We start from the raw sequence: 13,427 nt of genomic DNA, 5'->3' as shown, positions 1-13,427 counted from the left end.
CGGGGCGCATGCTCCCGCGGCCCGCGACGCGCTCGCCGGACGGACCTGGCCGAGGCGGATCCGAGGCCCGCCGGGACGGCGATCAGGGCGGCGGGCGAGGTGCCGCGGCCCGGCCACCGCCGGAGCGGGGCCGGGCCGGGCCGGGCCGGTGGATCAGCGCAGGGCGTGGTCGCCCTTGAACGGGAGCCGCTTCGACGCGGCGGCGGCGCGGGCCGCGGCACGCAGGCTGCCGTCCGGGTAGAAGCCGGTCTTGGTCAGGGCCAGGGTCAGCACCGCGTGCGCGGCACCGTCGCTCAGCTCGGACAGGGCCTTCGGGTTCAGGTTGTTGATGTCGTCGCAGGCCTGGTGGTAGCACGAGTCGTACGGCGCACCGGCGGTGCCGCCGTAGACCGCTGCCTGCTCCGGCGTCTTCTCGCCCTCGGCGCCGCTGAACAGGCCACCCGCCGGGATCCCGGCCAGGATGAACGGCCCGTAGTCGCTGCGCCCGTCGAACGCGGTCGGGTCGGTGGCCAGGCCCTGGTTGGCGAAGTACTTGGTGAACAGGGTCTCGATCTGGTCGGAGCCGTACGGGCCGGAGGTGCCGGTGGCCGAGCCGTCCCCGTCGTAGACGAACCTGACGTAGTTCGGCGAGGCGACCATGTCGAAGTTCAGGTTGGCGTAGATCTTGGTGAGCTCGGTGTCGCTCAGGTGCGCCACGTAGTACTCGGAGCCCAGCAGGCCGGCCTCCTCGGCGCCCCAGAAGGCGAACCGCACCTTCTGCCGCGGCTTGATCTTCAGCTTCGCCATCTGGACGGCGATCTCCAGGTCCTGGGCCGTGCCGCTGCCGTCGTCGTTGATGCCCGGCCCGGCCACCACCGAGTCCAGGTGGCTGCCGACGACCAGCACCCGGTTCGGGTCGCCGCCCGGGCTGTCCGCGATGATGTTGCTGGTCGAGGCGGCCGCGTTGACCTCGGTGCTGGTCTGCACGTGGACCGTCACGGTGCCGGCCGCGGCCTGCGTCGCGAGCGCGCTGCCGTCGGCGAAGCTCAGCCCGACCACCGGGATCGTGCCCGGCCCGCCGAGCGTGCCGGTGAACAGGTCGGTCCGGCCCGGCTGGCCCTCGTTGAAGATGATCGCCGCGTCGTACCCGGCGGCCGCCGCGTTCGCGGCCTTCACCGCGAAGTCGCAGCCACCGCGCTGGATCAGCGCGACCTCCGGCGCGGTGGCCGAGGCCGGCGCGAAGTCGGTGGGCGCGCAGCCGGCGGTGGAGCTGGGGGTCGGGGTGGGCGGCAGGACGTTGTTGAGCGCCGGCACCACCCGGCCGGTGACGTTGCCGCTGGCCGAGTAGTCGTAGGTGACCGTCTGGTAGGTCGTCGCGGTCGGTGTGACCTGGTCGAGCTGGGCCGGGGCGAGCTCCCGGTAGAACGGGAAGGTGAACTTCTGCTCGGTGACCCGGTAGCCGGCCTTCTTCAGCACGCTGGAGACGTACGCGGCGCTGGCCGCGAAACCTGGCGTGCCGGAGGCCCGGGTCCCGCCGTTCTGGGTGGCGATCCGCTGGAGCACGCGTTCGTGCCCGAGGATGCCGGAGACGGTGACCGCGTCGCGCAGTTTCTTCGTGTTGATCTCATCCACCGCTGATGCCGGCTGAGGCATCTGGGTGATTACCAGAGCGGCGGCGAGTGGAACGGCGATCATGCGTTTACGCACGGAGTTCCTCCACATTCGACGATCGCGACGGCCGTGAGCTGCCGCCGGGGTCGCCGGCTGCGCCCACGGCATCGAGGGTGATCAGCGTTCGCAGATTAACTGACGTGAATGCCGGGGTGGAAGCGCTGACGTGTCACTCTGGGAAAAGCCGGTAAGGGGAAAATCCGAAAGCGGAGGAAACGTTATGGGCGGCGAGATCTTCGAGTACGCCGGTGCCACGGTGGAACTGATCGACGCGAACACCGTCCTGGCCGCGGCCCGGGTGAACCCGGTCGAGCTGGTGCACGGCCCGCGGTGGCCGCTCCCGATCCAGCGGGTGGACATCACAGTGTCCAGCGTCGACGGGCCGGCCGGCGCGGTGCACGTGTTCATCGCCCGGATCCACGCCGGCGCGGAGGAGATGACCACCGAGCGGGTGCGCAAGCTGGTGCTCGGGCGCGACCCGATCGGCATGCTGCTGTCCAAGCGGATCGCCGAGGGTGACCCGGTGGCCACCCGGTTCGTCGACGGCGTCGGCACGGCAGCGGCCGCGGCGTACCGGAAACTGGGTTTCGACAAGACGGCGGGCCCGGCGGCGGCGCGCGAACCGGGAGTTCTCGCGGACGCGGGGGTCGGCCTGCAGGCCGATGTTGCCAGGGAGGACGACGGCGACGTGGTGCGGCTGCGGGCCGAGGTGCCGCGCGACGAGGTGACGGCGAACCACCTGCGGGCCTTCGTGACGCTGACCCTGCAGGCGGTGACCGAGCTGGCCGGGCCGGACGCGCTGCGCGGCAGGCGGTACGTGTTCAGCCGGGAGGCCACCCCGCCACCGGCCCCGGTCACCACCGAGGGGGTCACCCTGGACATGGTCGGCGGGCTGGCCGAGATCGTCGCCGAGCTGCGGCAGATCGCGGTGTCGTTCCGGCACCCGGAGGCGATGGCCCGCTGGGGTGCCCGCCGCCCGCAGGGCATCCTGATGTACGGCCCGCCCGGCACCGGCAAGACCATGCTCTCCCGTGCCCTGGCGAACGAGATCGGCGCCGACTTCCGGGAGATCCGCACCCCGGAGATCCTGGACAAGTGGCTCGGCGGCTCGGAGCGCAACATCAAGCAGATCTTCCGCGACGCCCGGCGCTACCGGGTGCCGACGCTGATGCTGTTCGACGAGTTCGACTCGATCGTCAGCTACGCCGGGGCCGGTGGCGACGCGGCCAGCCAGGCGCTCAACGCGGTCGCCGGGATCTTCAAGCAGGAGATGAACGACCTGATCGAGGAGAACCCGAACGTGATAGTGGTGGCCACCACGAACTTCCCGCACCGGGTGGACGAGTCGCTGATCCGGTCCGGCCGCTTCGACGTCAAGCTGAGCGTGCCGAAACCGGACGAGGCGAGCCGCGCGGAGATCTTCCGGAAGATGATCCACGGTCTGGTCGCGGCGCACGAGACGCCCGGGTTCCGGATGTTCGCCGACGACCTCGACCTGGCCGCCCTCGGGGTGGCCAGCACCGGGATGACCGGCGCGGACATCAAGGAGGTGCTGCGCCGGGTGCAGATGACCAAGGCGATGCAGGACGCCCGGACCGGCGGCCTGGTCGAGCCGATCTCCCAGCAGGAGCTGCTCGCCGAGGTGCGCTCGCTACGCGGCGGCTTCTGACCTGGCGGGCGGGTCCGCGGCACCGGCGCGGATCAGGGCTGCCTCACGGATCACCCGTGCGCCCAGCCCGGCGGATCAGCCGCGTGGCGCAGCCCGTTCGATGATCGCCGCGGTGTCCACCCCGGCTGGCAGGGTGCCGAACGTGTAGCCCCAGTCCCCGCCGAGCCGGCTCGCGCAGAACGCGTCGGCGACGGCGGCCGGTGCGTGCCGGACCAGCAGCGAACCCTGCAGCACGGTGGCCATCCGCTCGACGGTGCGACGGGCGCGTACCTCGGGATCGCTGCGATCGGCGAGCTGGTCGCGCAGCCCGCGCACCGCCTCGTCGAGATGCCGGTCGGCGCCGGCGGCGGCGCCCACCTCGGTGAAGAACGCCTCCAGGCTGTCCGGCGACCGGTGCAGGGCGCGCAGCACGTCGAGCGCCTGCACGTTGCCGGAGCCCTCCCAGATCGAGTTGAGCGGCGCGTCCCGATAGAGCCGGGGCAGCCCGGAGTCCTCCACGTAACCGTTGCCGCCCAGGCACTCCAGTGCCTCGCCGACCACTGCCGGCTGCCGCTTGCACACCCAGAACTTGCCGACCGGGATGGCCAGCCGGCGGAACGCCTGCTCGCCCTGGTCGCCGCGGATTGCCCGGTCGACCGAGCCGGCCAGCCGCATGGCCAGGGCGGTCGCCGCCTCCGACTCGATCGCCAGATCGGCGAGCACGTTGCGCATCGCCGGTTTGCCGATCAGCGGGCCGCCGAACGCCGCGCGGTGCCTGGCGTGGTGGATCGCCTGCACCAGGGCGGCGCGCATCCCGGACGCGGAGCCGGTGACGCAGTCCAGCCGGGTCATCGACACCATCTCGATGATCGTCCGGACGCCCTGGCCCTCACCGCCGACCAGCCAGGCCACGGTGTTGTCGAACTCCGGCTCGCTGGAGGCGTTGCTGCGGTTGCCGAGCTTGTCCTTGAGCCGCTGGATGCGGAACGTGTTGCGGGTGCCGTCCGGCAGGATGCGCGGCACCAGGAAGCAGGAGAGCCCGCCCGGCGCCTGCGCCAGCACCAGGAAGAGGTCGCACATCGGCGCGCTGGTGAACCATTTGTGACCGGTCAGCAGCCAGGTGCCGGTCTCCGCCGAGAAGACGGCAGTCGTCGTGTTGGCCCGGACGTCCGAGCCGCCCTGCTTCTCCGTCATGCCCATCCCGGCGAGCAGGCCGCGCTTGTCGGCGGGGACACGCAGGCCCGGGTCGTAGGAGCGGCTGGTCAGCAGCGGCTCGAACCGCGCGGCCAGCACCGGGTCGTTGCGCAGCGCCGGGATCACCGCGTAGGTCATCGAGATCGGGCAGCCGTGCCCGGCCTCCGGCTGCGCCCAGACGAAGAAGCCGGCCGCCCGGGCGACGTGCGCGCCCGGCCGCGGGTCGGCCCACGCGGCGCCGGCCAGGCCCTCGCCGACCGCCACGTCCATCAGGCGGTGCCAGGACGGGTGGAAGTCGACCTCGTCGAGGCGGTGACCGTAGCGGTCGACCGGGAGCAGGCGGGGCTCGTGCCGGTTCGCCTCGTCGGCCCAGCGCTGGGTCTGCTCGCTGCCCGCCCGCAGGCCCAGCTTGTGCAGATCGTCGGCGGCCCAGCCGGCGCCCTCGCGGTCCAGGGCCTCGGTCAGGGCGGCATCGGCGGCGACGTCGTAACCGATCAGGGGCGGCGGCTGATTGAACACCTCGTGGGTCACGCCCGCACCTTACTGCACGGTAACCGCGAACGGCGGGTCCGCGAAGTGCCTGACGTGAGGTCGTGACCGGGTGCCGAACGCCATCGGCCAGATCGAGAATCCGGGCGACCGCGGGAAGTTCGGCGCCGAGCTGTCCCCGGCCGTGTTCCGGAGTCCGGCCGGGTGCGAGGCGAGGCCCGGCGCACGGTCCGCCGTTGCCGGCGATCCGCCGCTTCACGGTACGGCGGGAGGCGCCCGGCTCAGCAGACCGTCGGCTTGGCGTGCGCGCCGGTGCAGGGCTCGTTGCCGATCGCGTCGTTGACCCGCTCGCTGATCTGGCGCAACTGCTTGTACTGCGTCTGGGTGAGCGCGTCGATCAGCAGCCGGCGCACCCCGGCGACGTGCCCGGGAGCGGTGGCCACCACCTTGTCCCAGCCGGCCTCGGTGAGCACCGCGAGCGTGTACCGCCCGTCGGTGGGGTCGGGCTCCCGGTAGAGCCAGCCCTTGGACTCCAGGCGGCGGGCGGTGTGCGACAGCCGGGACAGCGAGCAGGCGCTGAACTCGGCCAGGTCGCTCATCCGGTGGCGGCGGTCCGGCTGCATGGAGAGGCCGGCCAGCACCTGGTACTCGAAGAAGGACAGGCCGGAGCTGTGCTGGAGGTCGGCGTCGAGGGCGGCCGGGAGCCGGGTGATCATCTTGATCATGGCCAGCCAGGTGGCCGTCTCCTCGGGGTCGAGCCAGTGCGGCTCGGCGGCCGTCGACGCCGCGGCTGCCGCCGGCCCGGTGGCCGCCGGCTCGCCGGTCGCCGGCTCCTCGGTCTTCATGGCGACAACTTTAGCTTGAATCCTCAACCCAGCCGGTGATCCTGCTGACTTGAATGGTCAACCTCGACAACTTGACGATTCAAGTCATGGCGGCCTACCTTGAGTTGACGGTTCAAGTCCGAAAGCAACGGGAGCAGTACCGATGAGCATTCTTCGCATCGACGCCAGCATCCAGGGTCCGCAGTCCGCGAGCAGCGCGCTGGCCGACATCGCCGAGGCCGCCTGGCTCGAGACGGCGCCGGACACCAAGATCGTCCGTCGGCACATCGGCAACCAGCCGCTGCCCTCGGACGCCTGGCAGCACGCGGTCCAGGCCAGCTGGCTCCCCGAGGCCGACCGCACCGACGCGCAGAGCCGGGCCCTCGCGCTGGCCAACGAGCTGGCCGCCGAGCTGCGGGACTCGGACGGCGCGATCCTCGCCCTGCCGTTCTACAACTACGGCGTCTCCCAGCACGTCAAGATCTGGTTCGACCTGGCCATGGCCGGTGGCACCCTGGGGGAGAAGCTGCTCGACGGCAAGCCGGTCATCCTGGTCACCACCCGCGGTGGTGCGTACGGGCCGGGCACGCCGCGCGACGGCTGGGACCACAACACCGCCTACCTGCGTCGCGTCGTCGCCGACATCTGGGGTGCCGACCTGACCCTGATCGAGCGGGAGTTCACCCTGGTCGGCGTGAACCCGGCGCTCGACTCGTTCAAGGAGACCGCTGCCGCGATGCAGGAGGCCGCGCACGCCGCGGCGGCCGAGGCCGGCCGGGCCCTCGCCGCTCGCTGACCGCACCCCGCCAGTTCGTCCCCGTCGCGCATCGCGGCGGGGACGCTGGGTATATGCGGCGCATGTGGAAGGGGCGGGAGATCTCCCTCGGGGTGCGGACCACCGAGGCGGCGGGCGCGGCAGTCGCGCTGCTGGTGCCGTTCGGCGTGATCGCCGCGCTGGTGCTGGGCAAATCCGGCGAGCTGCGGGAGCTCGACAACGACGTGACCGATGCGCTGCACGTCTACGCGGTCGGGCATCCCGGCTGGGTGGAGGCGATGGACTGGTGGAGTCTCGCCTTCCATCCGAACAGCTGGCGGCTCGCGGCGCTGGTGCTGGCGATCTGGCTGGCGCGGCGTAACGAAGTCGTGCTCGCCTGGTGGGTGGCGGCGACGATGGCCGCCGGTGGCGCGCTGGGTGGCGTACTCAAACTGCTCTTCGGCCGGCATCGGCCGGACCTGCTCGATCCGGTGGCCCGGGCCACCGGCTTCTCCTTCCCCTCCGGGCACGCGCTGAACGCGGCGCTCGGGGCGGCGGTGTTCCTGCTGGTCCTGCTGCCGCGCGCGGGCGGGCGGGGGAGACGGCTGGCGCTCTGCGCGGCGGGGGTGCTGCTTCCGGTGATCACCGCCTACAGCAGGGTGGCGCTCGGGGTGCACTGGACCAGTGACGTGGTGGCCGGGCTGCTGCTCGGGGTCGCGGTTCCAGCGATCACCGTGACGGTATTTCAGGGACGGCGTGTGCGGGAGCGCGCGATCGGGTAGAAGGCGGCGGTGTCCACATTCGTCGCTCAGGGCTTCAAACGGGTGGTGCTGCCGGTCGCCGGGATCCTGCTCCTGCTGATCGGGCTGGGCCTGCTGCTCACCCACGTGCTGTCGCACAGCTGGCCGTTCACCGTGGAGGACGGCGTCAACCGCGCGTTCGAGGACGCGCGCACCCCGGACCGTACCGGAGTCTCCGGCTTCTTCAGCGGTGTCGGGAACACCTCGTCGATCATCGCGGTGACCGCTGTCGTGGCGGTGGTGCTGCGGCTGACGCTGCACCGGTGGCGGGAGGCGATCTTCCTCTGCCTCGCGGTCACCGCGCAGGCGGTGGTGTTCTTCTTCACCACGCTGGTGATCGACAGGCCGCGACCGGACGTGCATCGCCTCGACCCGTCGCCGCCGACCTCCAGCTTCCCGTCCGGGCACACCTCGGCGGCGTTCGCGCTCTACGTCGGACTGGCGATCGTGCTCGCCCTGCTGGCCCGCCCCCGCTGGCTGAAGGCGCTGTGCTGGCTGCTGGTGCTGGTGCCGCTGGCGGTCGCCACCGCCCGGCTGTACCGGGGCATGCACCACCCGAGTGACGTGATGTCGTCCTTTGTGAACGCGTCGCTGTGCCTGTTCGTGATGGCCCGTGGCGTCCTGGACCCACGCGTGCCCTGGAAGATCTCTAAGGTGGGTTCATGGTCCCCTTCGACTTCCCCGGCGAACCGACGCCGAACGGGTACAGCAACGTCGTGACCATCCACGAGGGCAGCCGGCTGATCTGGACCTCGGGCCAGGTCGCGGCGGGTCCGGACGGGACCGTGCCGGAGGGCTGGGAGGCGCAGACCCGCCAGGTGTTCCGCAATCTCGGCGCCGCGCTCGCCCAGGCCGGCGCGGGCTGGGCGGACGTGGTGAAACTGACCTTCTACGTGGTGGACACCGACGAGCTGCCGGTGGTCCGGGCGGTGCGGGACGAGTTCGTGAACGTCGCCGCCCCGCCGACCAGCACTCTGATCCGGGTGGCCGGCCTGTTCCGCCCGGAGTTCCTGATCGAGGTCGAGGCTGTCGCCGCGATCTAGCCGGACGGCGGGTCGGGCCGCATAGCGGGCACGGCTCGCCGGCGGGGTGGCCTGCGGACGGAGGCTCAGTCCAGCCGGGGCAGCGGCTCCCCGCGCGCGGGCGGGAAGATCGCGGTGACGATCGCCGCCAGACCGGCGAGCAGGAACGCCACCTGGAACGCGAGCCAGGTGTCGCCGTGGTCGGTGAGATCCGGGGTGCGGGCGAGAGCCGGCCCCGGCCCCTCACCGGGCCCGGGAACCTCGGTGCTGGTCGTCGTCGCCTCGGCATAGAGGACTGCTTCCTGGGACGCCGCCCGGACATTCGCCTGCAGATTGCGGACGATGTCCTCGCGCAGAGCCGCGTCGAGGGCCGCATCCGTGCCGAGCCGCTGCTCCTGGGCCGGGCCGGAGAACACCGAGTACGCGGACCCGGTGGACCCGGTGAACAGTGGATCGGCGTCGACGGTGAGCAGGGCGCCGGCCAGCAGCGTCGCCACCGGCAGCAGACCGAGGCCGGCGACGACGAGCCGGCGCGGACCGGCGAGCGCCGCGTTCACCGCGACACCCGTCGCGCCCAGGGCGAACATCACCACGACGACCAGCGAGAGGTGGATCATCGCGCTGTCGGCGAGGCTCGGAAGCCGGTCGATCTCGGTCGCCTTCACACCGGCCAGCAGCACCAGCAGGGCGAAGAGCAGAGCCGGGAGCAGGCGCTCCCGGCGTTCCGGCAGGCCGCTGTGCCAGAGCAGGCCGGCGGCGAGCGCCAAGGTGCCCGCGAGCAGCAGGAACCGTCCGATCACCCAGAGCAGGGCCGCACTCGGGGTGGTGACCGACGCGAGGTCGCCGGTGGCACCGGATTCGGCAGCGGCGACGGCACCGGTGAGCAGAGTCAGGCCCGCCGCGGTCCAGCGCCGCTGCCGGGTCCAGACGGCGGCGCCGCTGTTCGCGTACGCCGTGAGCAGGCCGACCGTGAACGTCCCGGCATAGGGAAACGGTGGCCTGCCGAACGCCTCGAGGCTGAACGTCAGCGCCCCGCCGGCGGCGACGCAGGCCCAGGCCATCCGCTCCCTCATCCACATCTCCGTCATTCTGCTCAATTCGGTCACCACGCGGGATCGGCGGCTCGGCGGAGGGCCACCGACCGGACCGGCGGATTGACGGGCCCGGGCAGGTGCGGCGGGGCCGCGCGGGACAGCATGGAGGCATGACGAAGCTGAGTGGGCGGGAGATCGCGGAGCGGGCACCCGAGGGGTGGGTGTACCTGCTGGGCGGGTTGCAGACGCGGCTGCGGAGCGGGGACTTCGCGAGCGGGCTGGCGCTGGTCGGCGCGATCGGGGCGGTGGCCGAGGAGATGGATCACCATCCGGATCTGGACCTGCGGTACACGTATGTGGATGTCCGCACCAGCAGCCATGACGTGGGCGCGGTGACCGAGCGGGACCTGCGGCTCGCCCAGGCGGTCTCGGAGCTGGCGGCGAGGGCCGGGGTGACGCTGGAGACGGCCGGTCTTGCCCGCCTCGAACTCGCGCTGGACACGCCGGCGGCGGGGCGGGTCCGGGAGTTCTGGGCGGCGGTGCTGGGGATGACCGATCGGGACGGCGAGGTGCGGGATCCGGCCGGTTTGCTGCCGACGGTCTGGTTCCAGGAGTCCGGGAGCGAGGAGCCCCGGCAGCGGTGGCACCCGGACCTCTGGGTGGATCCGGCGCAGGTGCGGCCCCGGATCGATGCGGCGGTCGCGGCCGGCGGGACGCTGGTCAGTGACGCGGAGGCACCCGGCTTCTGGGTGCTCGCCGACCCCGAGGGAAACCGGGTCTGCCTCTGCACCTGGCAGGACCGCGGATAGCCGGCCCGCCCGGAGCGAGCCGGCGGACGAGGCGCGGCGCGAGGTCGCCGCGGCGAGCCTGACGAGGCACACGAAAAAGCCGCCACCCCGGGAGGTGGCGGCTGCGGGAGGTGAAAAGGGTTCCCGCGAGTTCGCGGTGAAGCCGGGGCAGGTCGGAGGGCTGCCCCGGCTTCACCTCATGCACTCAGGCCGCGACAGGAGCCTGAGTGATGACCGGAGAAGCGGACCCGGCCGACAGGTGCCGTAGGTATGCCGGCAGGGTCAGGAACTCCGGGCACGTCCGCTCGGTGAGCAGGACGGTCAGCAGCGTCCGGGCTTGGCCGAAGAGCCGGGCCGCTTCCTCGTCCAGTGCACCGGTCTCGCTCAGCACGGTGAGTTCCTCGCGCAACATCCGGGTGACCAGGGCGGCCGTGACCGGCACGCCGTAGTCGGTGGGCGTGCCCGACGAGATCCACTGCCACAGCTGGGCGCGGCAGATCTCGGCGGTGGCGGCGTCCTCCATGAGGCCGCCGAGCGCGACGGCGCCGCGCCCGCCCAGCCACGAGGCGATGTACCGGAGCGAGACGCTGACGTTGTTGCGCAGCGCCACCTCGCTCACGCTGACCGCGGTGGCCTTGACGTCGAGCAGGTCGGCGGCGGTGACCCGCACGTCGTCCCGCTTGCGCACGATCTGGTGCGGCTCGTCGCCGAGCCACTGGTCGAACACCTCGCGACAGGTCTCGACCAGGCCGGGGTGGGCCACCCAGGACCCGTCGAAGCCGTCGCCGACCTCGCGCCGCTTGTCCTGGCGCACCTGGTTGAGCGCCCGCTTCGCGGCGACCGGGTCGCGGCTGGGCACGACGGCGGCCATCCCGCCGATGGCGTGCGCGCCGCGGCGGTGGCAGGTCTTGACCAGCAGCTCGGTGTAGGCCCGCATGAACGGCGCGGTCATGGTGACCTGGGACCGCTCGGGCAGGACCACGTCCGGCCGGTTCTTGATCATGCTGAACAGGTAGTCCCAGCGGCCGGCGTTGAGACCCGCCGAGTGCTCGCGCAGCTCGTAGAGGATCTCGTCCATCTCGAACGCCGCGTTGATCGTCTCGATCAGGACCGTGGCCCGGATCGTGCCGCGCGGGATGCCGAGCAGTTCCTGGGCGAAGACGAAGACGTCGTTCCAGAGGCGGGCCTCCAGGTGCGATTCCAGCTTCGGCAGGTAGAAGTACGGGCCGGAGCCCCTGTCGATCTGCTTCTGCCCGCAGTGGAACAGGTACAGGCCGAAGTCGAACAGCGAGGCAGAGACCGCGCGGCCGCCGATCCGCAGGTGGCACTCGGGCAGGTGCCAGCCGCGCGGGCGGACCATGATGGTGGGCATCTGGTCGCCGACCTCGTACCGGCGGCCGTCAGCGGCCGTCCAGTCGAGGGTGCCGTCCAGCGCGTCCTTCAGGTTGACCTGGCCGAGGATGACGTTCTCCCAGGTGGGAGACGTGGCGTCCTCGAAGTCGGCCATCCAGACCTTGGCGCCGGAGTTGAGCGCGTTGATGGTCATCTTGCGCTCGGGCGGGCCGGTGATCTCGACGCGCCGGTCGAGCAGGTCGGCGGCCGGAGCCGCGACCTGCCACGACGCGTCGTCTCGCACGTGCTGGGTGGAGGGCAGGAAGTCCAGGTCGGTGGTGCGGGTGGCCCGGCGGCGCCGGCGGCGCTCCAGCAGCTGCACCCGGCGTGCGCCGAATTCCCGGTCCAGTGCCACCACGAACGCGATGGCTTCGGGGGTCAGAATCTCGGAGTATCGGTCTGCGGTGGTTCCGGTGATGGTGATCTCTTCGGCACCCATGATCAGATCTCCCTGCCCATCTTTCTACTGACTCAGAACTGCTCGGCCTCGGTGGAACCGGACAGGGCGGTGGTGGACGACTCGGGGTTGAGGGCGGTGGAGACGGCGTCGAAGTACCCGGTGCCGACCTCGGCCTGGTGCTTGGTGGCGGTGTAGCCGTCGGCCTCGGCCGCGAACTCCGCCTCCTGCAGCTTCACGTACGCGCTCATGCCGGTCTCGGCGTAGCCCTTGGCGAGCTCGAACATCGAGTGGTTGAGGGCGTGGAAGCCGGCCAGGGTGACGAACTGGAACTTGTAGCCCATCGCGCCGAGCTCCTTCTGGAAGCGGGCGATGGTGCTGTCGTCCAGGTTCTTCTTCCAGTTGAACGACGGCGAGCAGTTGTAGGAGAGCAGCTTGCCCGGGTGCTTGGCGTGCACGGCCTCGGCGAACTTGCGGGCGAACTCGAGGTCCGGCTTGCCGGTCTCGACCCACAGCATGTCGGCGTAGTCGGCGTACGCGATACCGCGGGCGATGGCGGCGTCGTCGCCCGGGGTGACCCGGTAGAAGCCCTCGGCGGTGCGCTCGCCGGTCACGAACGGCTTGTCGCGGTCGTCCACATCGGAGGTCAGCAGGTCCGCCGCCAGGGCGTCGGTGCGGGCGATCACCAGGGTCGGGACGCCGGCCACGTCGGCCGCCAGGCGCGCCGCGTTCAGGGTGCGGACGTGCTGCTGGGTCGGGATCAGCACCTTGCCGCCCAGGTGGCCGCACTTCTTCTCGCTGGCGAGCTGGTCCTCCCAGTGCACGCCCGCGGCACCCGCCGCGATCATGCCCTTCATCAGCTCGAACGCGTTGAGCGGGCCACCGAAGCCGGCCTCCGCGTCGGCGACGATCGGGGCGAACCAGTCACGCTCGTACTTGCCGTTCGAGGTGTCGATCTGGTCGGCGCGCAGCAGCGCGTTGTTGATCCGCCGGACCACCGCGGGAACCGAGTTCGCCGGGTAGAGCGACTGGTCCGGGTAGGTGTGGCCGGAGAGGTTCGCGTCCGCCGCGACCTGCCAGCCGGAGAGGTAGATCGCCTTGAGGCCGGCGCGCACCATCTGGGTCGCCTGGCCACCGGTCAGCGCGCCGAGCGCGTTGATGTAGTCCTCGGTGTGCAGCAGCTCCCAGAGCTTCGCGGCGCCCCGCTCGGCCAGGGTGTGACGCTCCTGCAGGGTGCCCCGCAGCCGCACGACGTCCTGCGCGGTGTAGTCGCGCTTGACGCCGGCCCACCGCGGGTCGCTGGCCCAGGCCTGAGTGAGGTCCTCTGCGGTACCGCCCCGGTTTTCGGCAAGCTCAGTCATCGGTATTCCCTTTCGGTGCCCTGTCGCGTTCTTCCTCGTGGAAGAACTTCACTCTCATGGATCGCACCAGCCCC

General features: G+C 71.5%; 12 protein-coding genes. 6 read left to right on the top strand and 6 right to left on the bottom strand.

The annotated features are described in order from the left end of the window. Positions 1 to 153: 153 nt before the first annotated feature. Positions 154 to 1,611 (bottom strand): M28 family metallopeptidase, encoded by a 1,458-nt coding sequence (locus Actob_RS28480; RefSeq protein ID WP_284914917.1) that lies wholly within the window; start codon positions 1,609 to 1,611, stop codon positions 154 to 156. Between the two features lie 259 nt (positions 1,612 to 1,870). Here Actob_RS28480 and Actob_RS28475 point away from each other — a divergent pair, with 259 nt between their 5' ends. Then, the gene (locus tag Actob_RS28475; protein ID WP_284914916.1) at positions 1,871 to 3,319 is read left to right on the top strand and encodes an ATP-binding protein; all 1,449 of its coding nucleotides are present in this window, start codon (positions 1,871 to 1,873) and stop codon (positions 3,317 to 3,319) included. 75 nt (positions 3,320 to 3,394) lie between these two features. On the opposite strand, the gene Actob_RS28470 is transcribed toward Actob_RS28475, so the two are convergent. Together Actob_RS28470 and Actob_RS28465 are read right to left on the bottom strand one after the other, a co-directional pair. Next, the gene (locus tag Actob_RS28470) at positions 3,395 to 5,023 is read right to left on the bottom strand and encodes an acyl-CoA dehydrogenase family protein (RefSeq protein ID WP_284914915.1); all 1,629 of its coding nucleotides are present in this window, start codon (positions 5,021 to 5,023) and stop codon (positions 3,395 to 3,397) included. Positions 5,024 to 5,262: 239 nt separating this feature from the next. Further along, positions 5,263 to 5,826: a MarR family winged helix-turn-helix transcriptional regulator gene (locus Actob_RS28465; protein WP_328518392.1), complete on the bottom strand. Its 564-nt coding sequence runs from the start codon at positions 5,824 to 5,826 to the stop codon at positions 5,263 to 5,265. A 142-nt stretch (positions 5,827 to 5,968) separates the two neighbouring features. Between Actob_RS28465 and Actob_RS28460 the strand changes: the two genes are divergently transcribed. From Actob_RS28460 to Actob_RS28445, 4 genes are read left to right on the top strand one after another with little or no spacing between them, the layout of a single operon-like run. Further along, entirely contained in the window at positions 5,969 to 6,601 is a 633-nt protein-coding gene (locus Actob_RS28460) for an NAD(P)H-dependent oxidoreductase (protein ID WP_284914914.1), read from the top strand. A 53-nt stretch (positions 6,602 to 6,654) separates the two neighbouring features. After that, the gene (locus tag Actob_RS28455; protein WP_284914913.1) at positions 6,655 to 7,341 is read left to right on the top strand and encodes a phosphatase PAP2 family protein; all 687 of its coding nucleotides are present in this window, start codon (positions 6,655 to 6,657) and stop codon (positions 7,339 to 7,341) included. Positions 7,342 to 7,350: 9 nt separating this feature from the next. Beyond that, positions 7,351 to 8,079 carry a phosphatase PAP2 family protein gene (locus tag Actob_RS28450; protein WP_284914912.1) on the top strand — a complete coding sequence of 243 codons (729 nt, stop codon included), beginning with the start codon at positions 7,351 to 7,353 and terminating at the stop codon, positions 8,077 to 8,079. Further along, positions 8,022 to 8,402 (top strand): RidA family protein, encoded by a 381-nt coding sequence (locus Actob_RS28445; protein ID WP_284914911.1) that lies wholly within the window; start codon positions 8,022 to 8,024, stop codon positions 8,400 to 8,402. The genes Actob_RS28450 and Actob_RS28445 overlap by 58 nt, the downstream gene beginning before the upstream one ends. 65 nt (positions 8,403 to 8,467) lie before the next feature. Here Actob_RS28445 and Actob_RS28440 read toward each other — a convergent pair whose 3' ends face one another. Beyond that, entirely contained in the window at positions 8,468 to 9,454 is a 987-nt protein-coding gene (locus tag Actob_RS28440) for a hypothetical protein (RefSeq protein WP_284914910.1), read from the bottom strand. Between the two features lie 131 nt (positions 9,455 to 9,585). Between Actob_RS28440 and Actob_RS28435 the strand changes: the two genes are divergently transcribed. Continuing rightward, positions 9,586 to 10,224 carry a VOC family protein gene (locus Actob_RS28435; protein ID WP_284914909.1) on the top strand — a complete coding sequence of 213 codons (639 nt, stop codon included), beginning with the start codon at positions 9,586 to 9,588 and terminating at the stop codon, positions 10,222 to 10,224. A gap of 184 nt (positions 10,225 to 10,408) precedes the next feature. Here the strand turns inward: Actob_RS28435 and aceB are convergent, their stop codons facing one another. Then, positions 10,409 to 12,034 carry a malate synthase A gene (gene aceB / locus Actob_RS28430; RefSeq protein ID WP_284914908.1) on the bottom strand — a complete coding sequence of 542 codons (1,626 nt, stop codon included), beginning with the start codon at positions 12,032 to 12,034 and terminating at the stop codon, positions 10,409 to 10,411. 32 nt (positions 12,035 to 12,066) lie between these two features. Next, complete coding sequence (aceA, locus tag Actob_RS28425; protein WP_284914907.1) at positions 12,067 to 13,353, bottom strand: isocitrate lyase; 1,287 nt, start codon at positions 13,351 to 13,353, stop codon at positions 12,067 to 12,069. Positions 13,354 to 13,427: the final 74 nt, after the last annotated feature.

The sequence above is a fragment of the Actinoplanes oblitus genome (assembly GCF_030252345.1).
Taxonomy (GTDB): domain Bacteria; phylum Actinomycetota; class Actinomycetes; order Mycobacteriales; family Micromonosporaceae; genus Actinoplanes; species Actinoplanes oblitus.
This window is presented reverse-complemented; position numbering and strand designations above follow the sequence as displayed.